We start from the raw sequence: 23,821 nt of genomic DNA, 5'->3' as shown, positions 1-23,821 counted from the left end.
GATATTTGCGCATTTTTTACAATTTATTGATTGTTTGTCATGGCACAGTCTTCAGTGGCACTGATATTGAAAGGTATTGCCAGCAGAGCTTGCTAAATCATATTCACAAGCTTTGTAGCGCATTAAGCTTTGTCCTTCCCACGAGACACTCATACTAACAGGTGACTTATTTTTGTAGCTCGGAATAAAACGATAGGCCGCGATAACTTCGATTGTGCTGTTTGGGCCTAGTTGTACAGATTGGCCGATAAGTCTCTGACGTGTTTCAGTGTTATAGAGAGTGTAGTCAGTGGTGTATTCTTGGTCGCCGTTTTCATGAGAAAAGTTTAACCAGATTTTGCGATAAGTTTGTGGTTTTTGCGTTGGATTACTAAAGCGTAACTTTGTGTAGATAATCTGTGCCCGAGACAAACTCGTTTGTGCGTTTTGGCTGACTTTGACGTAAGAGGTGCTGTCTTCTTGCCAAGGCATGTTGGTGCCAAACGATGCATCCACAATTTGAATTGTCTCTTTTGCAAAAACGGATTCTGTATATTTTAGTAGGTCTTTCACGGGGGCGTATAAAGCCAATGCAACAACACCAAATAGTGCAATTTTATGAATAGTATGAGTGGGGCTTAGTAGCTTGATCATATACACATCCTTTAAGCTATCTTTACTGTTTATTTATACAGTACTGTATATCCGAACAGTATAAGCTTACAAGTTATTTTTTCAAAAATAGTTTGCATTTTTTAAAAAAATTACTGGGATTTTGCGAATCGGCGCTTTTTTAAATTATTGAAAATAATGTTTGATTTTATATAGTTGATTGAATTTAAAGGGAATATTCATGATTCCCACAGCCTTCTTAACGGTTTCTGTGGACAAGATTTTAATTTTCTTTTTCCTAAGGATCGTTAACCAGCATTTGATGGTAATTAAAGAATCAGACACTATAATGCAGCCACTAATAAGTGATGAGGTAGGTTGTGGATAAAGTGGATGTGATCGTCATTGGTGCTGGTGCGTCAGGCTTAATGTGTGCGGCAACGGCAGGTTATCGTGGTAAAAAAGTGATGGTATTGGATCACGCGAATAAAGCAGGGAAAAAAATTCTCATGTCAGGTGGTGGTCGCTGTAACTTTACCAACATGGATGCATCCCCCAAGCATTTTCTATCTGACAATCCATATTTTTGCATTTCTGCACTACGTCGTTTTTCACCACAAGATTTTGTTGATCTCGTTGATCGTCATGGCTTGGATTATGTTGAAAAAACGCCTGGACAATTATTTTGCGAGCATTCTGCAAAAGACTTGCTTGATATATTACTGACAGAGCTTGAATGGTCCGGCGCAGAGTTAAAGTTAAACACCAAAATTCACCATATTGATTTTCAAGACGGACAGACTGTCCTTAAAACCAATCAAGGGGATTTTGCTTGCGAATCTCTTGTTATAGCAACGGGTGGTTTGTCAATTCCAACCATGGGTGCGACAGGTTTTGGCTACGACATCGCCAAGCAAGTCGGTCATGACATATTACCGACTCGTGCTAGTCTCGTTCCTATTACCATTCAGCCTGATCGGAAAGCACAGCTTGCTGAACTCTCTGGTATTGCTTGTGAGATAGCAGCAACAGCAGGGGGCGTCACTTTCCAAGAACCAATGTTGTTTACTCATCGCGGTGTCAGCGGCCCTTCCATTTTGCAAATTACCAATTTTTGGCAACCAGGCGAAATGCTTGCCATTAATATTGCACCGACCTTATCACTAGACGACTTACTCGACGTTCGACAAAGCACTCCGAAAAAAAGCTATGAAGGTGTTTTATCTCATCTCCTACCAAAACGCTTAGTAGAACTGATTAAAATAGAGTTCCCTTGGCTCAGCGAACGCAGCGCACAAACATCCAATGAACAGATCGACAGTTTGTTTCACTACCTGTCTCATTTTGATATAAAACCCAATGGCACAGAAGGGTACCGAACCGCGGAAGTGACGCTTGGCGGCGTAAACACCAATGAAGTGTCTTCGAAAACCTTCGAATCACAAAAACAAAAAGGGCTTTATTTTATTGGTGAAGTGCTCGATGTGACCGGTTGGCTCGGCGGCTACAACTTCCAATGGGCGTGGGCCAGTGGTTATTGTGCTGGGCAGTATGTCTGATCGAGTTAATTACATAAGCGTTTACTGAACCTATATTGGTGCTACTGCGTACAATCAATAACGATTACGAGGATGGTGCTGATGAAAGGGTTTTTGTGGTTAATGTTATGTGTTTGGTCTGCCGTCAGTTGGGCGGACGCTGCGGCTTGGCAGGCGTGGCGAGATGGCAAGGCGGTGCTGATTATGCGTCATGCTTTGGCTCCAGGTGTTGGTGATCCTGTGGGCTTTGTGCTTGAAGACTGCAACACACAACGCAATCTAAATGACGTAGGGCGGTCGCAATCGTTGGCTTGGGGCAAACACATACGTGAACAGTATTCTGGCTCCATTGAGGTTTACAGCAGTCAATGGTGTCGTTGTTTGGAAACAGCGAGATTATTGTCTGGAGATGATGTAACGCCTTTGCCGATATTAAATTCATTTTTTGCCGGTCAGGGAGATCGTGTAGAACAAACTCAATCACTATTGCAAATGTTTTCTCAGCAATCGGTCACTAAGCCAACCCTATTGGTAACACACCAAGTTAATTTTACCGCCCTCACACAGGTGTATCCAAGCTCAGCGGAAGCCGCTATTTTATCTCTGCCTTTGACTCTGCCAGCAAAGATACTGGCGCGCATTCAGTTAGAGTAAAAAGCGCGTATTTAAACAACAAAAAAACCAAGGCTCATGAAGGTATTTTCATGAGCCTTGGTTTTTTGAGCATTCAAGGGTTGTGGCTATTATTGATGAAGCATATTGCGCAATACGTATTGTAATATGCCGCCGTGTTTGTAGTAGTCCCATTCTTTCGGGGTATCAATACGCAGATCGACGCGGGTGTTGATTGTTTCCCCATTGTCTTTTATTGCGACTAAGGTGACTTCAGTCACTTTGTCTTGCAAGCCATCGATAGAAAATATTTCCTGTCCGGTTAATCCTAGAGACTCATGGCTTTCCCCATCTTTAAATTGCAATGGCAAGATACCCATTCCGATCAAATTGGAGCGGTGAATTCGCTCATAACTTTGCGCAATAACGGCCTTGACGCCCAGTAGTAACGAGCCTTTTGCGGCCCAGTCGCGAGATGAGCCAGTACCATATTCTTTGCCCGCCAAAATAATTAGTGGAGTGTTTTGATTTTGATAGCTCATGGCGGCGTCATAAATGCTAGCGAGATTGTTATCTGGTTGGGTGCGTGTCACGCCGCCTTCTGTACCGGGTGCGAGAAGGTTTTTTAAACGTATGTTGGCAAAGGTGCCTCGCACCATGACATCGTGATTACCACGACGAGAGCCATAAGAGTTAAATTGCGATTTTTCAACACCATTCTCCTGTAAATACAGGCCTGCGGGTGAATCTGTTTTAATCGCCCCCGCTGGAGAAATGTGATCGGTCGTGACAGAATCGCCGAGTTTCGCCAAGCAACGGGCGCCTTTTATGCTTGGTATGCCGGGAGGATCGATCGTCATCGTATCAAAGAAGGAGGCTTTTTTAATATAGGTTGAGGTGTCATTCCAGTCATACAGTTTGCCATCGGGTACTTGGATTTGTTGCCAGCGATGGTCGCCTTGATAGACATTGGCATAGTTTTTTTCAAACATGCTTTTGGTGACGGTGTTTTTAACCAAGTCGCTGACTTCCTTAACACTTGGCCAAATGTCTTTTAGATAAATGTCATTACCTTGTTTATCTTGCGTTAATGGCTCTTTGTAGACATCAATATCGGTTCGACCGGCAATGGCATACGCCACGACAAGGGGCGGTGAGGCCAACAGATTCATTTTTACATCTTGGTGAATACGGCCTTCAAAGTTTCGGTTACCTGACAAAATAGAACTGACAATGAGTTGATGTTTTTGAATCGCGTCTGATATTTCGCTTGCCAATGGGCCAGAGTTGCCGATGCACGTAGTACAACCGTAACCCACTAAGTTAAAGCCAAGGTCGTTTAAATCGTCCATCACACCGGCTTTTTGCAAATAATCAGTGACGACTTTAGAGCCAGGGGCGAGGGAGGTTTTCACCCAAGGTTTAACATTAATTCCAAGTTGCTTGGCTTTTTTTGCCACCAAACCTGCTGCCAAGATAACGCTTGGGTTAGAGGTGTTGGTACAACTTGTGATCGCAGCAATCACGCAAGCGCCGTCGGTTAGCTCAAATTCTTGTCCTTGAAATGTCACATTGGCAGCGCCTTTAAATGAGGCTTCATTAAATTGCTCGTCGGTATCAGTGACTGGGCCTTCACTCTCGATAACCACTTGCTGCTGATCGCTTTTCTCGCGGCGCTCAATGCGCTCGTTTTGAAACGCTTTTAGATGCTTGCGTAACACGTCGCCAGCTTGATCAAGGGCAATTCGGTCTTGCGGTCGTTTTGGTCCTGCTAGGCTAGGCACCACATCGCCTAATTTTAACTCAAGATAATCCGTGTAGTCGGCTTCGTCGCCATGATTACGCCACAAGCCTTGATGTTTGGCATAGGCTTCCACAAGGTTAAGTTGTTCTTCATCGCGATTGGTTAGGCGTAGATAATTGATGGTTTCGTCATCAATGGGGAAAAGGCCGCAGGTCGCACCGTATTCTGGCGCCATATTGGCAATGGTGGCTCTGTCGGCCAGTGGTAAATCAGCAAGGCCATCACCATAAAATTCGACAAACTTCCCAACGACACCGTGTTTTCGCAGCATTTCAGTCACGGTAAGCACCAAATCGGTTGCGGTTGTGCCTTCTGGTAATCGGCCACTTAATTTTACCCCAACCACCTGCGGTATAAGCAAACTAATCGGTTGGCCTAACATAACGGCTTCGGCTTCAATACCACCGACGCCCCAGCCAAGAACCCCTAAACCGTTAATCATGGTGGTATGAGAGTCGGTCCCCACTAGTGTGTCAGGATAGGCGAATTTTTTGCCATGACTGTCTTTATGAAAAACAACACGCGCCAAGTACTCTAAATTTACTTGGTGCACAATACCTGTTGCCGGCGGCACGACTTTCAAATTATCAAATGCGGTCTGTCCCCAGCGCAAAAACTCGTAACGCTCTTTGTTACGGTCGTACTCCAGCTTAGCGTTTAAATCAAATGCCCCATCATTACCGTAACCATCCACTTGTACTGAATGGTCGATAACAAGCTCAACGGGGGAAAGTGGGTTTATTTTCGCTGGGTCGCCACCCAGTCTTTCCATGGCATCGCGCATGGCGGCTAAATCTACAATGGCTGGTACGCCCGTAAAATCTTGCATGACGACACGGGCCAGGGTGAAGGCGACTTCTATGGTGGGTTTGGCTTGAGGATGCCAATCGAGTAAAGCCTGAATGTCTTCTGTCTTAACATTGACACCGTCTTCATGACGAAGCAAATTTTCAAGTAAAATTTTCAAAGAAAAGGGCAGTCGTCTTGCCTTGTTACCAAGCTCTTTTAAGGAATGAATATGAAACGCTTCGCCATTCACAGTGAGTGGTTGATGGGTGTTGAAACTGTTGTTCATTATGTCCTCCTGCCGTATTGATAAGGATGATTAAGGCCTCTTCAAAAAATTAAGTATAGATTATCTTAACCTGTTCAGACGGTCGTGAAGCATGGGAAGTGGTCAAATCTAATTGGCTGGACTTTATTTCCTTATTCTATAAGGGGGTTTCATAATACAGTTGATTCAAATTACTTAAGTGACCATTAAGAGAAACACAAGGTTTTCTCTTAATGGTCTTGTAGAAATTACTTTATCACTTTATAAACGGCGGCCATGTCTTCCTCTCCGAAGCCTGCTTTGATCGCTTGTTTAAAGGCTTCGTTAGCAATAGCGGCGGTTGGAAGAGGCTGGTCAAGCTGATCACCCAGTGCGACGGCCAAACGCATATCTTTTTGCATATGTTTGAGCGGGAAGCTGGTGGTGTAGTTTTCATTTAATAGCATCGCGCCTTTGCCTTTAAACATCGGATTCGACATGGCGCCAGCGTCAACAATGTCTAAAATCTGCTGACCGTCTAAACCGGCTTTTTGCCCCAGAGACAGGCCTTCGCTGAAAATGCTCAACATGCCACCCATCATCATATTTACGACCAGCTTCATATTGGCGCCTTGACCTACATCGCCAAGGTAAGGTGACATCTTACCCATCACCTCAAAAGCAGGTTTGACATCGTCATAAAGGGATGGATCGCCCGCAGCGAGAATAATCAACGTACCGTCTTCAGCGGGCTTCTTAGTACCAGAAACGGGCGCTTCCAAAAAACGTCCGCCAGCTTGGGTGATTAATCCCGCAATGGTTTTAGAGGTTATGTCGTCCACGGTGGACATATCCACATAACCACGGCCAGTACCAATGCCTGCTGCAACACCATCTGGGCCTTGGCAAAGGGCGAGGGCGGCTTCGGGATCGGACACCATGGCAAAAGTAATATCGCAATGTGCCGCCACGTCTTTGGGTGTCGCTCCTTGGCGAGCGCCCAGCGCGACTAACTCAGCGCATTTTGCTGCATTACGATTCCAGACCGTCACATCAAATCCCGCTTTTATTAAATTCGCAGCCATGGCTTTGCCCATGATGCCTAACCCTAAAAATCCAATACTTTTCATAAATTACTCTCTTAATCGGTGTTATTTTCTATATGTGAATGGCAGCAGTTATAGCAGATAAAAATGGCAATATCGTAGCGCTCGTTTTAACCATAGAGATGGTTATGGCAGCAGCTTCACCACAATAAAACCAGTGAATAAAGCGATGCTTACTGAAAATAGTGAGCCCCAGCATGACGTATTCGGTGAATTTTCTATCGTGGGCTTCCCGTAGATCCCCCATGCGGAAAATGGATTTCGCTGCGAGTACAAAGCCGACTGCGGTGTATTGGCCGTTTAGTATAAAGGTCAGCACTAAGACGCGTTCAAGGTAGCCCAAATACTGGCCGGCATTCGGTAAGGATTGAGCTTTCTTGTTTTGTGAGTCGCACACATCGGCTTCCAAGTCCGCCGACCATTTAGATAAAATTTCACCGATGATAATAGACGCCGGTTTGAGCATCATCACATACGCCAGAGTGACGAGGAGAGGCGCGCTGTAATCTATGTCATTGATGAGCGTTTTGATTTGTTCTATCGCGGTATCAAAGAGATAAAACCATAAAAATAGGATGCTTAGGACATGAAGTAACTGGTCGATAATAAACCACAAAAAGCCTTGTCCAACTTTCACTTTTGCATAATCGATTAGGCTATGAATAACGGCGAATAGTAAGCCGATAAAGAGCGAGACTAACAAGCTGGCGGCGGTTGCGAAACTAATAATCACTAAGACAATGGCGCCATGAACCAGCCCATGATAATACAAAGCGCTCGAACGGCCTTGGTGCGTATTTTTGTCTTTCACCCATGAGTTTGGCTGTAAAAAGAAATCGCCAATCACATGTCCGAGTAACAACATAAGCAACACAGGCAAACCATCGAGCTGAAACATCACGACATACTCCTTATTAACGTGGTTTCTAATGCATCCAAGGTGTCTAGTATCAAGCTGGCATTTGCCCGTTGCAAGCGTGAGGCTAACGAACGGCGATGAATCCCGGTCTTAGCTGATAGCGCATCTTGCGTTAATTCAGGGTAGAGTAGGCGAGGGAACAACACCTCAGCCTGTTTTTCACTGAGGCCTGTCATCATAAAATCTAAGTGACGAATCAATAAATCACGGCTGGGGTTGGCTTCAACTGTATCTTGCAAAGACAGCTTAAGGCGTTCTTCATCCATGTCTTTTAAAGCGCGCCCAGAGAGTTGAAAAGCTTCACCTTTGGCGGTTTTTCTCAGCTCAGTCTCGATCTGTTTATACTTGCCAATACCAACAGACACCCGAGCATCCGCGCCTTTTACACACTTCATCAGCGCGAGCCTTAGCAGCACAGCACAGCGTAGAGCGTCTTTCGGGTTGGGCACAAACACCTGAAACTCGTCACCACGGAACACATCGCCCTGAGCATGGAATTCATCTTGGAAAATGGCAATGGCTTGCTCAACCTGCTGTAAACAGGCTTGATGCTCAGCATCCGACAAAGCACTGGAGTTGACAATGTCTCCAGTGATAACACCGCCTGTATTCATATCATTAGCGACATTATTAATAGATGTCATTGAATTATCCTCCTTCACCACAACATACGGCTTTCATATATGATATCAAAGCATAATTTATTGACCAAAGCTAATTTGGTCAATAAAAAGTGACCATTTTATGTTTGGTCAGTATTTTAAATCATGCTTTTTCGTGAGAGAGTTAATACTGTAAGACGGTTTGCTTGTGCAATTTGTTGGTACAGACAATATTTTATCGACTTCAGCAAACAATGATTCATTAAATATAAACCAACCTTCCTTAGCTGATACCGAATTTACAAGTAAACGACGTAAAACTCGTAAAGAACTTTTTCTTGGTCATATGAATGAGTTGATTCCATGGCAGTAGCTTGAAGTACAGATTGAGCCTTTTTGTCTCAAGCTAGGTAACGTCTGTTGTCCCCAGCGGCTTGGTACTATGTTTCGCCTTCATGGTTTTACCACCACAATTGCCACTATTTATTTCGCGATAATCAGTGCGGCTAAAGATACGCCACCAGTTCCCAAACTAAAAAAACCAGCCACTTTTTAGAGGGGCTGGTTTTGGTTTAGCACAAATACTGAAGGGATCAGTTTTTATTCAGTGCTGTATTGTTGAGGCTTTGATCTACGCTGTAAATAGTCCAGCGTTGGTTGGCAAACTGTTGTTTGGCGAACACTTCAGCAACGACTCGGCGGTTTTCTTTTCTACCGTCTTCAGTTTCATTGCTGGCGACAGGACGAGTTGCGCCATAGCCTATACCTTTTACTCGATCTGGAGCAATCCTGAAACTGTCTACCAAAACATTAGCGATAGCGGTTGCCCGTTGTTGAGAGAGTTCTTGGTTTAATTCCGCTGAACCTTGACTGTCAGTGTGGCCTTCGATAACTACATTGCTAGTTGGGTTATCTTGTAAAAATTTAGCAAGTTCTTTTAGTTCAGTGTAGAAGCGGGGTTTGATATCCGCTTTGCCCGTATCAAATAAGACGTTAAGTTCGACGGACAGCAACTTTGATGTTTGGTCAGGGCAGCCATAGTTATCTACTGCTGCTCCTTCCGATGTATCTGGGCAAAGATCTCGAGCATCAATGACGCCATCTCTGTCTGCATCCGCTAGGCGAGACTGTATATTTGTTGCATACAAGCTTTCTGCAAAAACAGAATGGCTAGAGGCCAATAATGCCCCAATCAAGCCTATGGTGCTTATAACAGTCTTCATGACACTATTGCCGCCCTTTTTAGCTCTATGATGTTCACAGCTTAGAAAAAATTAGCCAATACTACTATTGGCTTTTTGTAGCGTTGTTTAATCAAATGAATGTTTTGTAATGAAATGTAACTACCAGCTGCCGACATTTTCCATAGAAGCCCATGGTTCTACGATTTCAAGAGAGCCGTCTTTTTGTAGAAGTTCGATTGAAATACCATTAGGGTCTTTAATAAATGCCATGTGACCGTCGCGTGGTGGACGCAATATGGTGACACCTAAAGATTGCAGTTTTTCACACACTTGATAAATATTTTCTACTTCAAATGCCAAATGGCCAAACTGATCACCACCTGTATAGGTTCGATCGCTCCAGTTATGGGTTAGTTCGACTTCTGGGGCGCCTTTTTCAGTAGCGTAGTAGATAAGAGAAAACTGACCTTTTTCACTGTCCATACGTCTGGTTTGGATGGTTCCTAGACCTTCTGTGTAAAAGGTATGACTTTCTTCTGGTTTGTCTGTTCTTATCATGGCGTGTAGGTATCGAATAGACATGATAACTCCCTAATCTGGTGAATAAATGTAGTGGCATTATTACAGGATCAGAGAGGTAATTCAAAGCGAACGCAAAAGACTCACTTTAGATTCTTATTCTTCCCATACCCAGCGAATAGGGTCGCCAAAGTCATCATAGATGATTTTTTTCTTAGGGCGTTTTTTAGGTGAGGATGTGATTGCTGGAGATTTGCTGTGTTTTCGCTGTTGAATAGCCGCAACAACGTGATTTAATGGTGTGCGATCTTGTTTTGGCTCGTTAAAGCCTATGTGGCTCGTGTTATACTTGCCATCGACCAAACCAGATTCACCCATGTCGACTTGTTGGATGGTTCCATTCTGCTTGATAAATTGATCTACCAGAGACTCCAGTTCTTTTCGCGTGTCTCTCTTTGTGGTTTTGGGTTTTATCATAGTGTTTTGGTTTGGGAAGATCCTATACTAGTAAATGGGTTAAAAAATGATCGTAATCGTCCATAATAAACGTAAGAGGTAGCCGGTGTCTATTAGCAACTTAATTGTGCATGAGATTCAAAAGCATGAAGGTGAGCGTAAAGCGATACTGATTGCACGTCCAAATGAAAATCCAGTTGACGGTCAAGCTGAAGCCTTGTCTGCTCAGGTTACGAATCTCTTTAACCGTTCTGGAATGAACACCGGACGTTTTGTGAACCCTCAGGGAAGCGAAGAGGGGGCACAATTACCAGCCTTGCTGTTTAAGCATTTTAAAAACGATACTTTTGTGGATTTTGCCAGTTTTACAAAAGAGTGTGCAGCTGAATATCTTAAGTATTTAGAGCAAGTGGAAGAAGCGGAAGGCGGTCTGTTGTGGTTCAATCATTATGAGCTTCATGATACGCATTTTTTGTACATAGTGATGTTAAAACGTAAAAAAGGCATTGGTCTTGGTGCGGATCTTAGTTTGTCGCAAATCGAGCAAATTGAGATGGAAAAGTTACACATGTCGTTGCGTATTAATTTGACCGCGTGGCAAGCTGGCGATGAAGGGCGTTATATTTCGTTTCGCTTTGGGCGTGCACCCAAATCTGAAAGTGAATATTTTACGCAGTTTATTGGTTGTGATGAACCGAAGGTGGCAGCCAAGGAAACCCGCAAGTTGGTGGATTTGACGTCTGCTTTTTGCCAGTCCGAAGGTTTGCCGTCTAAACAAGCGAATGAATTTAAGAAAGTCGTATCCGAGCACTGCCAAGCGAAAGCGCAAGATCGTGAACCTTTAGCCATTAAGGATATTGCCTCTCAAGTTGAATCTCGGTTCTCTATCGAGCAAGCGAATAAGTTTTTAGAAATCGCTGACTCTGACAGTTTTAAGATGGAAAAAGAGATTTTCGTCGAAAAAGCCGCGCTGAAAAAGCTGACTCGCTTATCTGGAAGTTCTCGTGCGTTGACAATTAGTTTTGACAGTGACTTACTTGGAGAGTCCGTTGTGTTTGATGCAGACTCTGGCACGCTGACCATAAAGGAGTTGCCTAAGAGCCTGCTAAAACAGCTGCAATCTATGTCTAATTAGAGAGTTGCGTGCTCTCTATCTATAACTAGAAGGCTTGTTAAATGCCTAGTAAGTCTTCTAGTTCTTTCATTGTTTTGAAGCACTCTGTTGCACCTGCAGCCAGTTGCATGTTGGCATCGAGTGTTTCGCTGAAAGCGAGAACCCGCATTCCAGCGGCTCGCCCTGCTGTGATACCTGCAATAGAATCTTCAATAACCAAACAATCTTTGGGGGCAACATTCAGCGCTTTGGCGGCAGTTAAATAAAGGTCTGGCGCGGGTTTGCCATTTTCTACGTCTTCGACACAGAAACGAGTAGAGAATCGGGCAGACAATTGAATTTTGTCTAATTTGAAGTTCATTTCTTGGCGTCGTGCATTCGTCGCCATGGCAATAGGTACGGAAATCTTATTGAGTAAGTCACGAACACCAGCAATAGGTTCAAGGTCTGCTTCGATAATCGCGTGAAAACGCCGTCTGTAATCTTCATCAAAAGTAGCGGGTAACGGCTTACCAAGAAGTTTTTCTGCGTTAATTAGGTTTTCTTTGTTCGTGAACCCGGTAAATTTCGCGTGTAATGTCTCATTATCGAGTTCAAGACCGCATTCACTTAACATGGATTTTAAAATGGAATTAGAGATGTTTTCTGTATCGACAATAACGCCATCGCAATCAAAGATTATTGCTTTGTAAGAATAGGACATAAATAAAATAGTTTCGTTGTGAATGAAGGTTGATCATAACGAATTTTGAGGAGGTTAAGGAAGGGAGGGAGGTTTTATTATTTTTCTCCCCTTAAAAAAAACTAACACTTTACGCTATACTAGCACCCCATTGTTGTGGGGGTTATTCTTTTTGCACTTAGTTACTTGCTTGACTAAGTTGCTGTGGGCGAGCGCTTTCTTTTTTGATCGCTTTGAATGCGTTTTTGAAGAAAGTGACAACGGCTTTGATGCGACGAGCACGTCTTTGACGGCGAGCGTGATCTTCAACAGTTGTGTCGGCATAGCCCCATTTTGCTAGTAATGCTTCGTATTGTTGTTGAGAGTCCATAGTATTCTCCAAGTTGGTTATTTAAGAAATGTTGTTTTATTACAACAATACTAATATTAGAGAAGCTTGACCGATTGAACAAACGATCCTTTTTCACTTGTTAGGTTAGTTTTTTTCATCATTTGATTTGTTGGCGTTTTCATTCACTAAAGGACACTTCCTTGTACCAATCGTTAGAACATTTTTCAAAAAATTGGATTTTTAAACGTAACGATCCAAAAGTAGAGCCAGAAGATTTACAGGCTATTCGCTTGCTAAGTGAGCAGCGTGCAGGGCAGATTTGGCGAGATTACATTAGTGATGAACAAGTGCATCCAGATCATTTTACCGAGCGCGATTGGTTGAAAAAAACCACGTCACAGCTGCCTGTGACTAAGCTTCAATGGGAAAAAGCGTGGGACAGTGATCGGGCTGAATTACCTGATGAGCTTTTAGTGCATTTCTCTGCTTGGGGTGACGATACCACGGTGTATTTTTGCTGTCATAATGAGTTGGTGTTTGAACTTTCTTGGGGCGTATTTAAGCGGACTTGGAAGGCGTTTTTGTTTTTGGATAATGGGCCGATTTTAGTCGGTAAAAAGAAAAAGCAAGCCGCACAGTTTTATTCAAATGGTTGGGTGAATCTACTTTTCAGAGAATCTTGATGTCGATTGAAATAAAAAAATCTCGTCATTGCGTTTTAGATTTGGGCGTTTCCGCCACGTTGTCGACTGATCAGGCAGTGCTGGTTAAACGCTTTATAATAGTTGAGTAGTTGTTGGCTGTGTTCTTTGTGCCCTAATGTGTCCAAGAGCATGGCTGTTACCTCCGCTGTGGCAAATTGCATTTCATGACTGGAGTGTCGAACAAGAAAAGAGCGTTGTGCTTCACTGTTAATTTCAAAGTGTGGAATGTTTTTTAGCCAATTGCTTTGGTGAAACATTTTGCTAGCTTGTTTCCAGTGTTCCGTCCAAGATAATAAAAGTGTGCTTGTCATCGCCCTTGGCGCTTGATGGGATCACGCTTCGAAACGGTCTTTTCTGTTCTTTTGCTTTTTCCGTGTTGGGGAACAATATTGTGCAATTGCCTTGCTTGTTTGCTATGTGATCAAGCAATGTTTGTTGCGGCTCAGTTCTACTCCAAAGATAAGCTTGAGTGTCATCTGGGAATAAATCGGCAATGAGCCGACCGCTGTTGGTCGGTTTGTGAATTTCGTCGCGATGGATAAGCAAAATAAATTCTACAGGAGAAGTTTGGTTCTCCCTTAAGTGGCAAAAACAAGCAAACTCTGTCATTAGACAGTGGGGGCAGCGAGCCGCCCTTGAACCTCTTGCTGTGAAGGGGCGAATCGATTCTGTTTTACATAGCTCACGTAACAAATCGACACAATGCTTGTTGGGTGATGTTTTCATGGATAAGATCTTTTATTCTGACGGCGCGCTATTATCGATTTTTTGCTTTGGATGTCTAGGTAAACTTTTTCGGGTTTTGTTCGGTGGCGCCATGATAGGGAATAGGGCAGATTGATGACGAATAGTGGCTTAATTGTTTAAATTTGTAACTAAGGATTGCTAATCTTTAGTCTTTGTTGGCGAAAAGTTTACGGAAAATATGCAAATACAAAGGAATGCGTTGAAACAGGCTTGTTGCTTCTGTTCGTTGTCATCAAGTCGCGATATGGTGTGAGATATTATTTTTCCGTTATGAGCTGTCTATGAGTCGTTATATCTCTCCGGTCTTATACATTCTTCTCATGCTAGTAGGGTGTGTTGCATTTATCTCCATTGCCGGTGTTCGTGTTGGAATTTTTGAACCAATAACGGGCTTTTCCATGTTGCGAAAAAGTGTGGTTGCTTCGTTACTTTTATCCTTGCTTGCGGCTTTATCGTTGGGCGCTTGTCGTAAAGAGTGTAATCTCGCTAGTCGACGTTTTTTTATTCTCGTACTCCTCGTTTCGCTGGTTTACAGTCTTATGTGGATTGGCTTTTATTTACAGCGTGCCAGCCTACCCGATATCAATGACATCACAACTGATACAGAAGTTCCTCCTACTTTTCTTAACGTGAATTTTATCCGCAGCTCCCAAGAGAATGAATTAAGCTACAACAGTGAATGGGCACCGATTCAAGCCAAATATTATCCCAATGTTCAACCTTTGTTTTCTTCAAAAGAAAAATCAGTGGTTTACAGTGCTGCGGCAACGTTAGTGGATGAGCGTGGTTGGGATGTTGTTGCTGTGTATGCTGGAGCAGGCATTATTGAAGCGACGGCCCGTACGCCAATTTTTGGGTTTCGTGATGATGTTGTTATTCGTATTACTCAGGTAGAAAATGGACTGGTTCGTGTCGATATGCGCTCTTGCTCAAGAGTTGGAAGTGGTGATTTTGGCGTGAATGCTGAGCGTATTGAATCTTTCATGAAAGACCTGTCCGATGCTTTGAATAAACCCAGTATGCCTAGTGTGAATTCCTTGCGCTAACGTTTCATATAGTAAATTGCACTCGTCATTGAAAATCAGACAGGCTAGACTCTCCTAACTTCTTACTTGGGGGAACGTGAAAGTGAGTCTTCGTCAACAACAAAAAGCCAATACCCGATCCAAAATCAAAACCATTGCTAAGCAAGCATTTCTAACCCAAGGCATTGAAGCCACCAGTACGCGTTACTTAAGTGATCAGGCTGGTATTGCTGTAGGTACCTTGTTTGTTCATTTCCCAGATAAATTGGCGTTGGTAAAAGATATTTTTTTTGATGAGATGGATGCGGCGCTGCGTGCGGCAGTGGTTGCTCAAAAAGCCAGTGCTTCCCCAATTGATTACCTGTTGCAAATGGCACAAGTGTTGTTTGATTTTTACGATCAGTATACAGAATTTACACGACTGGTGCTTTTAGATAGCTTGGCTAAAGGTGGATTTCACACCAAGCAGATGACGGTGATTTCAGACGGTATTATCAAGCGATTTAAGCAAGTTGGCGTGGACGACAAGACGGCAAGTATTTTTGCAGACAATATGATTGCTAATTATTGGTTTGTTTTATTAAACGCTGTGCCGAAAGGTATTTTGGGGCAGGAGGCCATTGAGCATTTGAAAAAATTGAACTTACCCTTTGAGATGTCTTATCGAAGCGCCTTAAAAAATCGCGGTTAATTATGTTTTAATTGAGATGGTTGGCTTTGCGATATGGACCTTGATAATCAAACAGCCTTTCAGTGACTTGCCAATGTTGTGTTTGTTTTTTAGCGATTACAAAGTCGGGTATTGGTAAGTAAGGTAAAAAGCGTTCTACCTCTTCAAGCGTTTCAAACTCAATAGATTGGCTGCCATTGGCTATTCTGCGTGCAAAGACATCATTAAACATTTTTCGTGACTTTTTAAAGTTAAAACGAAATGTTTCCGATAGAGTTAAGCCGTCTTCATCATGGTAGGTGATTTTAAGACTCTTATCTTTGCTGTCTATTTTGGGTGTGATGCCAGCACAGCGCAGTACTTTGTTGTCTTTTAAGTTGAGCGCGCTTCTGAGTATGTCGTCGGCGTCGATCAGTTTTTCAGCGCAATGTTGACACTGTCGTGCGGCGATATCATTTTCTTCATTGCAATAGGGGCAGCGCTTAAATCGAAAGTGGTAGGTGCACTGTTCTTCTATACCGTCCACTTCGATTAAGCCATGGCAGCGGCGCCCAAAATGTTCAAGGATGTTGCCTTCAGCGTCTTTTCTCCCCCAGAAGGTGTTGGCAAAATCGCAGGCAGGACAGTGAATTTGTACCGCAACGGAATCTTGAGTGGGACGCTTTTCGCCAATTTCAGGCTGAAAAATATTGTAGCCGTTGTTCGTGTAATCCAAGACGAGACAGTCTGTTTTATCTGGGCTTAAGCGTAGCCCTCGGCCAACGATCTGTTGAAATAGGCTGATGGATTGTGTTGGACGTAAAATAGCAATAACGTCCACATGTGGCGCGTCAAATCCAGTGGTTAATACCGATACATTGACGAGGAATTTAATCTCTTTGGCTTTAAATGCTGAGATCAAGGTGTCCCGTTGCTTTAGCTTGGTTTTGCCTGTCACGAGCGCGGTTTTGTCGGCAGGTAGGTACCCGGCAATTTCTTTCGCATGATCAATCGTCGCGGCAAAAATCATCACACCTTGTCGATCGGTACTAAGCTGAAGGATCTGTTCGGTGACGGCTTGTGTCACACGTGGGTGTTTGTGAATAAGTTCATTTAACGCGATATCGTCGGTATTTTGCTCACCATCCAGGCTTTCTGTTAGAAGGCTAAAATCATAATGAGCGATGGCCGCGTCATAATGAATTGGCGGTGTTAAATAGCCTTTCTTCACCATGTGTTGCAAGGGGAGTTCAAAAATGCATTTTTTGAAAAATCCATCAGGGCAATGTCGAGTGTAGCCATGGTAATGATGTTGGTAGATCCATCCGCTGCCTAAGCGGTAAGGTGTGGCGGTTAAGCCAAGAATTTTTACTTGTGGATTCAGTGTGCGAAAATGCTCGATGGTCTTGAGGTATTGACCTTCGTCTTCTATGCCAACGCGATGACATTCGTCGATAATAATTAAGCTGGCTGGAGCGTTGAAATCAGAGAGATTGGCAGATAAGGATTGAATGCTGGCGAAAGTGGTTTTTTCTGTGCTGTTTTTGTGTCTTAGCCCGGCTGAAAAAATGCCCGCCGACGTGCCTGTTGCGACAAATTTTGCGTGATTCTGTTCGACAAGTTCTTTGACATGAGCCAAACAAATGACACGACCTTTTGCCAATCTACTGAGTTCTGCTATGACCAAACTTTTTCCTGCGCCAGTAGGAAGTACAATAACTGCAGGATCATTAGTATGACGAAAATGCGCCAAACAGGCGTCTACGGCTTGTATCTGATAGTCGCGTAATTGAAAGGTTTGGGTCATAAAAGGGCGAAATCTTGGTGTTTTGTGTGTGTGGCTACAGTATCATAACAGCCTACGTTATTTTGCCTTTTTAGAAGTGATTAATCTATCTATGTCTACCCATGTGTTTCCAGCCCCCCATCTTTATGTTGAGAATTCTATTCCTGCTTTTAGCCGTGAAGAACCGTTTGAAAATCTATTGATGGATTTGCAAACGAAAGGTTGGAGTGTTCAAGATGAATTTTTTTCTACTAACTTCACCCAAGCGCTTATGGATGAAGCAGAAAGCATACAAAATGCTTTTATGCTTCAAGCGGGTGTGGGTCGAAAACAAGACCATCAAATTGTCTTGGATGCGCGCCGTGATTACATTCAATGGATTGATCCTGATAAGCCAATCCGTAAAGATTTTTTAAAAATGATGGCGGAATTGCGTGTCGCGCTCAATCGTCGTTTGTTTCTTGGGTTGTTTGATTATGAGGCGCATTTTGCTCGTTACGAAGAGGGTGCGTTTTATGAAAAGCACATTGACGCGTTTAAAGGCGAGAGTAATCGTATTTTATCTACGGTGTTGTATTTGAACGAGGAGTGGCAAGAAGGCGATGGTGGTGAGCTGGTGATTTACGACGAAAATGACCCATCCATTGAAGTCGGACGGTTTTTTCCAAAGAAAGGCCGCTTGGCGGTGTTTCTCAGTGAGTGCTTTTATCATGAGGTAAAAGTGGCTAAACGTACTCGACACAGTATTGCTGGCTGGTTCCGCGTGAACAATACCACGGGTACGGTGTTAGATCCGGATCAATAGAGTCTTGCTTTAAGCTATTTATGTATTTTTCCTCGAAAATTGCTCTATAAATCTCTATAATGCGCGCCGTGTTTAATTGCTCTGGTTTTACGTTCCAGATCGCATAGGAGAAAAATATGTCAAAAGTCGTAGTGTGTGCCTTGTATAAGTTCGTTGAATTGCCGAACTTTGAATCCCTTCGTGCTCCCTTACAAAAGACCCTAGAAGATAATGGTATCCGTGGTACTTTGTTGCTTGCCAGTGAAGGTATTAATGGTACGGTTGCGGGGGCTCGTGAAGGTATTGATGCCATGTTAGCTTGGTTGGATCAACAGCCTGGTCTTAAAAACATTGTTAGTAAAGAATCTTACGATGACGAAATGCCGTTCTACCGTACTAAGGTAAAACTGAAGAAAGAAATTGTTACCATGGGTGTAGAGGGCATTGACCCGAAACGCGTGGTCGGCACCTACGTAAAACCAAAAGACTGGAATGCGCTGATTTCTGATCCAGATGTCGTATTGGTCGACACACGAAACGATTACGAAGTGCAAATCGGTACGTTTAAAAACGCCATTAATCCAAAGACAGAAACCTTCCGTGAGTTTCCATCCTATGTGAAAGAGAACATGGATCCGACTAAACATAAGAAAGTCGCTATGTTTTGTACTGGTGGTATCCGTTGTGAAAAATCCACCGCTTATATGCTAGAGCAAGGTTTCGAAGAGGTGTATCACCTCGAAGGTGGAATCTTAAAGTACTTGGAAGAAGTTCCAAAAGAAGAAACCCTATGGGAAGGTGAGTGCTTTGTTTTTGATAATCGTGTGTCTGTCAATCACGATCTGAAAAAAGGTGAGTACGACCAATGTCATGCGTGTCGTATGCCAATCACAGAAGCAGAAAAACAAGATGAACGTTATGTTCAAGGCGTAAGCTGTGTGCATTGCTTTGATAAATTCACGGACGAACAACGCCAACGTTTTATTGAGCGTGAGCGTCAGGTTCAACTTGCTCGTGCGCGAGGCGAAGAGCATATTGGGGCTGAAGTACTGGATGCCGTTGAGAAGCATCGTCTAGAAAAAGCCCTAGAAAAAGAGCGTCAGCGCAAAGTGCGTGAAGCAAAAGCAAATTAGAGATGTTAAACATTTTGCCTGACGTGGTCGGGCAAAATGGTTTCTAAATCCAAGCTGTTGATCTTTATAGTGAAGTTTTTTTGGTTATTTGTCTCGATTACCTGTCATCCTGTGCATCAAGAGTGGTTTCGAAATTGCTCGGACTGCCGTACAATAAAAAATCGCTTTTTATTAGCCAGTATCCATCATGAGTTATCAAGTTTTAGCACGTAAATGGCGCCCACAGACGTTCCTTGAAATGGCTGGGCAAGACCATGTACTCCAAGCGTTGGTGAATGCTTTACGCCAACAGCGTTTACATCATGCCTATTTGTTTACCGGAACTCGCGGCGTCGGTAAAACCACGATCGCGCGTATTTTCGCTAAATGCTTGAACTGTGAAACCAATGGCATTTCGCCAGAGCCTTGTGGCACCTGTGATAGCTGTAGAGAAATCGCTGAAGGTCGTTTTGTCGATCTAATTGAAGTGGATGCGGCATCACGCACAAAGGTAGAAGATACTCGTGAATTGCTTGAGAACGTGCAATATGCACCGACTCGCGGTCGCTTTAAAGTCTACCTGATAGACGAGGTGCACATGTTATCTACGCACTCGTTTAATGCCTTGCTAAAAACCCTTGAAGAACCACCCGCTCACGTTAAGTTCTTGCTGGCGACGACCGATCCTCAGAAGCTTCCTGTTACTATTTTGTCTCGTTGTTTGCAGTTCAATTTGAAGAACATGTCTGCGCAACGCGTGGTGGATTATTTACAAACCGTCTTGACCACCGAGCAGGTTAATTTTGATCAACCTGCATTGTGGCAGATTGGTCAGGCTGCCAATGGCAGTATGCGTGATGCATTGAGTTTGACAGATCAAGCCATTGCTTTTGGTAACGGTACGATTACCGAATCGGGCGTCACCGCCATGTTAGGCTTGGTTAATCAGGCGCAAGTCTTGGATTTGCTAGAAAGTGTGGCGTCTAAAAATGCGGCACAAGTTTTGACTCGAATAGAACAGCTTGCCGATTACCAGCCCGATTTTACAGCGATTTGTGGCAGTTTATTGGATGTGTTGCACCGTGTGGCGATAGAGCAGCAAGTGCCAGGCGCATTAATGGATCAGCTGGGTGATTTGGCTCGGATTCAGGGTATTGCCGCCAGTGTTAGCTCTGAAGAAATACAAATCATGTATCAGAGCTTATTAATTGGTCGCCGTGATTTGCATTTGGCGCATTCTGCCCGTGCAGGCTTCGAAATGCTGATGTTAAGATTGATCGCCTTTCGACCTGCGCCACCTATGGTGGTCAGTCATGAAGTGCCACCAGTGGTTTCTTCAGCGACAACGCGCTCGCCAGACACAATGAGTTCAACGTCAGAACCCGACTCTACGGCGGCGTCGAAGGCAGAAAAAAACATCGGCCGTTGACATTGAAGTCCCAGCGGTAAAGTCTACTGAGTCTATTCCTGAACAAGTGTCTTCAAAGCCGATGTCCGCGGCGGAACGCCCGCCGTGGGAAGCGTCGCCAGAAGAAATGGCCATATCTGACGATGTACTGGATACCGAGGTTGAGAGCGCTATCACGGATCAGGAAAGTGTCTATAATGATGAGATGGCGCAAGCGGTTGTTACAGAAGAAGTTGAGTCGTTTCATACAGCGGATGTTGATCCTCAGCATGATGCGCCACTAGATCAGAACGAGCCATCTGAATCGATGTCCGTTGCTGCGCAGCAGATTAAGGCAGACAAGGAGAGTCAGCCAGAGCCTAAACCTTTTGTCATCGCAGACGATTCATTCTTAGCATCTGACGATGTGATGGAAGATGAAGACGATGATGAGGAAGCCGAAGAGCGTGCTATTGCGGATGTCATTGATCCATTTAACCCCGCAGCAGATTTAGTGGACGCTTTAGGTGTGGAACCAATCGAGTCACCTGCCGTCGAAGCAAGCAAAGAGCCGGATACACGTTTGTCAAAATTGCCTGATACCATTGCCCAGCCCGCATTAGGTATGCCTTTGCCCGAGTTAAACCACTATAATCAGCTGACGATGAAGCTTTGGTGGTTGGTGGCACCGCGATTGCCTTTGACAGGCTTGGTACAGAATATTTTAATGAATTCCAGTTTGGTGGATGCCAGCGATCAAGGCATACGTCTTGAAGTGCCTTTAGAGTATGGGCACATGCTGAACCAAGTACGTTACGAACAAATACAAGGTGCCCTGAGCGATTTCTTTGCCATGACGGTGCCTTTGATAATAGACACAGTGGAAGATACCACAGGCGTGACTGCAGAAGAATTTGCCGCCAGTAAGCGCGCAGAGGCCCTGCAGGTAGCCATTGAATATTTGAATACACATCCGGTTGTACAAGCCTTATCGACAACGATGGGTGCACAATTGGTTTACGATACAGTTAAAGTTAAAGCTTAATTTGGAGAGCAAAGATATGTTTAAAGGTGGAATGGGTAACATGATGCGTCAAGCGCAGCAGATGCAAGAGAACATGCAGAAGGCGCAGGAAGAAATCGCCAACATGGAAGTCGAAGGTCAAGCGGGTGCTGGCTTGGTGAAAATTCTGATGACAGGTCGTCATGATGTGAAACGTGTTTCTATTGATGATTCTTTGTTTGGTGATGATAAAGAAATGTTAGAAGACTTGATTGCCGCCGCCGTTAATGATGCTGTGCGTAATATTGAAGTCACTCAAAAAGAAAAAATGGCCGCAGCGACAGCGGGCATGTCTTTGCCACCAGGCTTTAAGATGCCTTTCTAGGAGCAAGCTTTGTTTAGTCCCTTAATTAAAGAATTGATTGAATCGTTGCGTTGCTTGCCGGGTGTCGGTCCAAGATCAGCGCAAAAGATGGCGTTGTATTTATTAGAGCGTGATCATCAAGGGGCGGATAGACTGGCAAATGCATTGCGAGAGGCGTTAGATAAAGTGGGGCGCTGTTCCAGCTGCCGCACTTTGACGGAAGAGTCAGAGTGCGGTATCTGCAAAGACACTGAACGCGATGCCAAGCGCTTGTGTATTGTTGAGACACCAGCCGATGTGATCGCCATTGAGTCAGCAGGCACCTATACTGGCCGCTATTTTGTTCTCTTGGGACATCTGTCGCCAATTGATGGCATAGGTCCAGAAGAGTTAGGCTTGGATCGTTTAGAAAGTTTGGTACAGCATAACGAAGTGGACGAAGCCATTATTGCCACGAACTCAACGGTGGAAGGTGAGGCTACTTGCCATTATATCGCTGAAAAATTAAAAACATTGAACATCAACGTCAGTCGTATTGCCCATGGCGTGCCCATGGGTGGGGAACTGGAATACGTTGATGGTAACACTCTGGCTTTAGCGCTAGAGGGACGGAAGAAGCTCTAGTATGAATGATCAAGATGATGCTCTGAATATTGTTTGGGTGGCGGATAACGAATCGTTGGCAAGTTGGTGCGATTACTGGGACCAATTGCCTGTAATCGCCGTTGACACAGAATTTATCCGACGTTCTACCTATTTTCCGATTACGGGGTTGATTCAAGTGAGTGAGGGTGAAAAGGCTGTGCTTATTGATCCATTAACGATTGATGAGTGGCAACCGCTTCGTGACTTAATGGTAAACCCATCTGTGATGAAGGTTTTTCATGCTTGTTCTGAAGATATGGATGTTTTTGATCGTTTATTGGGGGTACTGCCAACGCCTTTTTATGATACGCAGATCGGTGAAGCCTATGCCAGTGCACAATGGTCACTGAGCTATGTGAAGCTGATCCACGAATACCTGCAAATTGAAGTGGCTAAAGACGAAACACGTTCAGATTGGATTCAGCGACCATTGACTGACGCCCAGAAGCGATATGCAGCGCTGGACGTGGTGTATTTGGCGAAAGTGTATCCGTTGCAAATAGCGCGTTTAAACGCCAAAAATATGCTCGACTGGGCCATGGAAGACTGTGAATCGCTGAAATGGCAGTACCAAATGAACGCCGACCCAGAGCAAAACTGGGATGGCATCAAAACCGCTTGGCGTTTGTCTCCTGAGAGCTTAACTCTTTTGCGTTTGTTGTTTATTTGGCGTGATGAGCAAGCTCGAAAAGAAGATGTTCCAAAAGGGCAAATTTTAAAAGATAGAACGCTTTGGTCGCTAGCGAAAACATTGCCGTCTCACCACAAAGCCATCTCTGAAGCAGAAGAAATAACGGGGCGTCAGCATCGTTTGTATGGTGAGGTAATTCTGCAAAACGTAGCGTTAGTAAAGGAATTATCACCGGATGAGTATCAATTGCCGTTAGAAATTCCCCTGCCATCTCAAGCGGGAGAGCTAACGAAAGCCGTTAAAGCTTTTGTACGTGAACGAGCAGAAGCTTTAAATATAGCACCAGAGGCCATGATGAAGCGCAAACTGCTTGATCCATTAGTACGTCATTTGTTTGATGGTACTGAGATTGATTGGCAGAACCCAGCACTAACGGGCTGGCGCCGTGAAGAAATAGTCAACCCTGTGTTAGAAAAATTTAAAAAGTCCTAAT

The 23,821-nt window shown here is 44.0% G+C and carries 24 protein-coding genes and 1 pseudogene; 12 read left to right on the top strand and 13 right to left on the bottom strand.

The window, feature by feature from the left end; all coding sequences use genetic code 11:
- Positions 1-51: 51 nt before the first annotated feature.
- A complete protein-coding gene (locus tag AC0L6V_RS06825; RefSeq protein WP_265220895.1) occupies positions 52-633 on the bottom strand; it encodes a hypothetical protein in 582 nt (193 codons plus the stop codon).
- 338 nt (positions 634-971) lie between these two features.
- On the opposite strand from AC0L6V_RS06825, the gene AC0L6V_RS06820 reads away from it, so the two are divergent.
- Positions 972-2,150, top strand: coding sequence for a BaiN/RdsA family NAD(P)/FAD-dependent oxidoreductase (locus tag AC0L6V_RS06820; protein ID WP_265220896.1), 1,179 nt, complete (start codon positions 972-974; stop codon positions 2,148-2,150).
- Positions 2,151-2,231: 81 nt separating this feature from the next.
- A complete protein-coding gene (locus AC0L6V_RS06815; protein ID WP_265220897.1) occupies positions 2,232-2,783 on the top strand; it encodes a histidine phosphatase family protein in 552 nt (183 codons plus the stop codon).
- An 89-nt stretch (positions 2,784-2,872) separates the two neighbouring features.
- Here the strand turns inward: AC0L6V_RS06815 and acnA are convergent, their stop codons facing one another.
- From acnA to AC0L6V_RS06780, 7 genes are all read right to left on the bottom strand, one after another.
- Positions 2,873-5,620 (bottom strand): aconitate hydratase AcnA, encoded by a 2,748-nt coding sequence (gene acnA, locus AC0L6V_RS06810; protein WP_418138870.1) that lies wholly within the window; start codon positions 5,618-5,620, stop codon positions 2,873-2,875.
- Positions 5,621-5,847: 227 nt separating this feature from the next.
- Complete coding sequence (locus AC0L6V_RS06805; protein ID WP_265220898.1) at positions 5,848-6,708, bottom strand: NAD(P)-dependent oxidoreductase; 861 nt, start codon at positions 6,706-6,708, stop codon at positions 5,848-5,850.
- Positions 6,709-6,736: 28 nt separating this feature from the next.
- Entirely contained in the window at positions 6,737-7,582 is an 846-nt protein-coding gene (locus AC0L6V_RS06800) for a DUF3307 domain-containing protein (protein WP_418139076.1), read from the bottom strand.
- Positions 7,582-8,247 carry a SatD family protein gene (locus AC0L6V_RS06795; RefSeq protein WP_265220899.1) on the bottom strand — a complete coding sequence of 222 codons (666 nt, stop codon included), beginning with the start codon at positions 8,245-8,247 and terminating at the stop codon, positions 7,582-7,584. Before AC0L6V_RS06795 ends, AC0L6V_RS06800 begins: the two co-directional genes overlap by 1 nt.
- 551 nt (positions 8,248-8,798) lie before the next feature.
- Positions 8,799-9,428 (bottom strand): OmpA family protein, encoded by a 630-nt coding sequence (locus AC0L6V_RS06790; protein ID WP_265220900.1) that lies wholly within the window; start codon positions 9,426-9,428, stop codon positions 8,799-8,801.
- A 120-nt stretch (positions 9,429-9,548) separates the two neighbouring features.
- The gene (locus tag AC0L6V_RS06785; protein WP_418138869.1) at positions 9,549-9,971 is read right to left on the bottom strand and encodes a VOC family protein; all 423 of its coding nucleotides are present in this window, start codon (positions 9,969-9,971) and stop codon (positions 9,549-9,551) included.
- A 93-nt stretch (positions 9,972-10,064) separates the two neighbouring features.
- The gene (locus AC0L6V_RS06780; RefSeq protein ID WP_265220901.1) at positions 10,065-10,385 is read right to left on the bottom strand and encodes a hypothetical protein; all 321 of its coding nucleotides are present in this window, start codon (positions 10,383-10,385) and stop codon (positions 10,065-10,067) included.
- 85 nt (positions 10,386-10,470) lie between these two features.
- Here AC0L6V_RS06780 and AC0L6V_RS06775 point away from each other — a divergent pair, with 85 nt between their 5' ends.
- On the top strand, positions 10,471-11,499 hold the full coding sequence (locus AC0L6V_RS06775) for a nucleoid-associated protein (RefSeq protein WP_265220902.1): 1,029 nt from the start codon (positions 10,471-10,473) through the stop codon (positions 11,497-11,499).
- A gap of 37 nt (positions 11,500-11,536) precedes the next feature.
- Here the strand turns inward: AC0L6V_RS06775 and AC0L6V_RS06770 are convergent, their stop codons facing one another.
- Positions 11,537-12,181 carry an HAD family hydrolase gene (locus AC0L6V_RS06770; protein ID WP_265220903.1) on the bottom strand — a complete coding sequence of 215 codons (645 nt, stop codon included), beginning with the start codon at positions 12,179-12,181 and terminating at the stop codon, positions 11,537-11,539.
- Between the two features lie 157 nt (positions 12,182-12,338).
- A complete protein-coding gene (locus tag AC0L6V_RS06765) occupies positions 12,339-12,530 on the bottom strand; it encodes a hypothetical protein (protein WP_265220904.1) in 192 nt (63 codons plus the stop codon).
- A gap of 161 nt (positions 12,531-12,691) precedes the next feature.
- On the opposite strand from AC0L6V_RS06765, the gene AC0L6V_RS06760 reads away from it, so the two are divergent.
- A complete protein-coding gene (locus AC0L6V_RS06760) occupies positions 12,692-13,174 on the top strand; it encodes a DUF2947 family protein (RefSeq protein WP_265220905.1) in 483 nt (160 codons plus the stop codon).
- A gap of 35 nt (positions 13,175-13,209) precedes the next feature.
- Here AC0L6V_RS06760 and AC0L6V_RS06755 read toward each other — a convergent pair whose 3' ends face one another.
- A complete protein-coding gene (locus AC0L6V_RS06755; protein WP_265220906.1) occupies positions 13,210-13,452 on the bottom strand; it encodes a DTW domain-containing protein in 243 nt (80 codons plus the stop codon).
- Between the two features lie 4 nt (positions 13,453-13,456).
- Positions 13,457-13,921, bottom strand: a complete 465-nt coding sequence (locus AC0L6V_RS06750) for a DTW domain-containing protein (RefSeq protein ID WP_265220907.1) — start codon at positions 13,919-13,921, stop codon at positions 13,457-13,459.
- Positions 13,922-14,223: 302 nt separating this feature from the next.
- On the opposite strand from AC0L6V_RS06750, the gene AC0L6V_RS06745 reads away from it, so the two are divergent.
- The gene (locus tag AC0L6V_RS06745; protein WP_265220908.1) at positions 14,224-14,988 is read left to right on the top strand and encodes a DUF1499 domain-containing protein; all 765 of its coding nucleotides are present in this window, start codon (positions 14,224-14,226) and stop codon (positions 14,986-14,988) included.
- 82 nt (positions 14,989-15,070) lie between these two features.
- Positions 15,071-15,658: a TetR/AcrR family transcriptional regulator gene (locus AC0L6V_RS06740; protein ID WP_409419581.1), complete on the top strand. Its 588-nt coding sequence runs from the start codon at positions 15,071-15,073 to the stop codon at positions 15,656-15,658.
- A 7-nt stretch (positions 15,659-15,665) separates the two neighbouring features.
- Here the strand turns inward: AC0L6V_RS06740 and radD are convergent, their stop codons facing one another.
- Positions 15,666-17,423 (bottom strand): DNA repair helicase RadD, encoded by a 1,758-nt coding sequence (radD, locus tag AC0L6V_RS06735; protein ID WP_409419580.1) that lies wholly within the window; start codon positions 17,421-17,423, stop codon positions 15,666-15,668.
- A gap of 28 nt (positions 17,424-17,451) precedes the next feature.
- Between radD and AC0L6V_RS06730 the strand changes: the two genes are divergently transcribed.
- The 6 genes and pseudogenes from AC0L6V_RS06730 (at position 17,452) to rnd (ending at position 23,820) form a co-directional block, all read left to right on the top strand.
- A complete protein-coding gene (locus tag AC0L6V_RS06730) occupies positions 17,452-18,207 on the top strand; it encodes a 2OG-Fe(II) oxygenase (RefSeq protein ID WP_265220910.1) in 756 nt (251 codons plus the stop codon).
- A gap of 116 nt (positions 18,208-18,323) precedes the next feature.
- Positions 18,324-19,319 carry an oxygen-dependent tRNA uridine(34) hydroxylase TrhO gene (trhO, locus tag AC0L6V_RS06725; RefSeq protein ID WP_409419579.1) on the top strand — a complete coding sequence of 332 codons (996 nt, stop codon included), beginning with the start codon at positions 18,324-18,326 and terminating at the stop codon, positions 19,317-19,319.
- A 187-nt stretch (positions 19,320-19,506) separates the two neighbouring features.
- A pseudogene (gene dnaX, locus AC0L6V_RS06720) lies at positions 19,507-21,730 on the top strand (DNA polymerase III subunit gamma/tau).
- Positions 21,731-21,746: 16 nt separating this feature from the next.
- Positions 21,747-22,073 carry a YbaB/EbfC family nucleoid-associated protein gene (locus AC0L6V_RS06715; RefSeq protein ID WP_012070231.1) on the top strand — a complete coding sequence of 109 codons (327 nt, stop codon included), beginning with the start codon at positions 21,747-21,749 and terminating at the stop codon, positions 22,071-22,073.
- 9 nt (positions 22,074-22,082) lie between these two features.
- Entirely contained in the window at positions 22,083-22,676 is a 594-nt protein-coding gene (recR, locus tag AC0L6V_RS06710) for a recombination mediator RecR (protein ID WP_409419577.1), read from the top strand.
- Position 22,677: 1 nt separating this feature from the next.
- On the top strand, positions 22,678-23,820 hold the full coding sequence (rnd, locus tag AC0L6V_RS06705; RefSeq protein WP_418138868.1) for a ribonuclease D: 1,143 nt from the start codon (positions 22,678-22,680) through the stop codon (positions 23,818-23,820).
- Position 23,821 lies beyond the last annotated feature (1 nt).

The organism is Marinomonas sp. G8-14 (genome assembly GCF_055808935.1).
Note: the sequence above shows the minus strand (reverse complement) of the source record. Positions and strands in the feature narration are given on the sequence as shown.

What these genes read in the sequence shown, in the direction of transcription:
- AC0L6V_RS06750 (WP_265220907.1), bottom strand. Translation starts at nt 13,921, where the DNA reads ATGAAAACATCACCCAACAAGCATTGTGTCGATTTGTTACGTGAGCTA.
- AC0L6V_RS06785 (WP_418138869.1), bottom strand. Translation starts at nt 9,971, where the DNA reads ATGTCTATTCGATACCTACACGCCATGATAAGAACAGACAAACCAGAA.
- AC0L6V_RS06745 (WP_265220908.1), top strand. Translation starts at nt 14,224, where the DNA reads ATGAGTCGTTATATCTCTCCGGTCTTATACATTCTTCTCATGCTAGTA.
- AC0L6V_RS06770 (WP_265220903.1), bottom strand. Translation starts at nt 12,181, where the DNA reads ATGTCCTATTCTTACAAAGCAATAATCTTTGATTGCGATGGCGTTATT.
- AC0L6V_RS06805 (WP_265220898.1), bottom strand. Translation starts at nt 6,708, where the DNA reads ATGAAAAGTATTGGATTTTTAGGGTTAGGCATCATGGGCAAAGCCATG.
- AC0L6V_RS06715 (WP_012070231.1), top strand. Translation starts at nt 21,747, where the DNA reads ATGTTTAAAGGTGGAATGGGTAACATGATGCGTCAAGCGCAGCAGATG.
- AC0L6V_RS06780 (WP_265220901.1), bottom strand. Translation starts at nt 10,385, where the DNA reads ATGATAAAACCCAAAACCACAAAGAGAGACACGCGAAAAGAACTGGAG.
- AC0L6V_RS06795 (WP_265220899.1), bottom strand. Translation starts at nt 8,247, where the DNA reads ATGACATCTATTAATAATGTCGCTAATGATATGAATACAGGCGGTGTT.
- AC0L6V_RS06815 (WP_265220897.1), top strand. Translation starts at nt 2,232, where the DNA reads ATGAAAGGGTTTTTGTGGTTAATGTTATGTGTTTGGTCTGCCGTCAGT.
- acnA (WP_418138870.1), bottom strand. Translation starts at nt 5,620, where the DNA reads ATGAACAACAGTTTCAACACCCATCAACCACTCACTGTGAATGGCGAA.
- AC0L6V_RS06790 (WP_265220900.1), bottom strand. Translation starts at nt 9,428, where the DNA reads ATGAAGACTGTTATAAGCACCATAGGCTTGATTGGGGCATTATTGGCC.
- AC0L6V_RS06765 (WP_265220904.1), bottom strand. Translation starts at nt 12,530, where the DNA reads ATGGACTCTCAACAACAATACGAAGCATTACTAGCAAAATGGGGCTAT.
- AC0L6V_RS06755 (WP_265220906.1), bottom strand. Translation starts at nt 13,452, where the DNA reads ATGTTTCACCAAAGCAATTGGCTAAAAAACATTCCACACTTTGAAATT.
- AC0L6V_RS06800 (WP_418139076.1), bottom strand. Translation starts at nt 7,582, where the DNA reads ATGTTTCAGCTCGATGGTTTGCCTGTGTTGCTTATGTTGTTACTCGGA.
- trhO (WP_409419579.1), top strand. Translation starts at nt 18,324, where the DNA reads ATGTCAAAAGTCGTAGTGTGTGCCTTGTATAAGTTCGTTGAATTGCCG.
- radD (WP_409419580.1), bottom strand. Translation starts at nt 17,423, where the DNA reads ATGACCCAAACCTTTCAATTACGCGACTATCAGATACAAGCCGTAGAC.
- rnd (WP_418138868.1), top strand. Translation starts at nt 22,678, where the DNA reads ATGAATGATCAAGATGATGCTCTGAATATTGTTTGGGTGGCGGATAAC.
- AC0L6V_RS06825 (WP_265220895.1), bottom strand. Translation starts at nt 633, where the DNA reads ATGATCAAGCTACTAAGCCCCACTCATACTATTCATAAAATTGCACTA.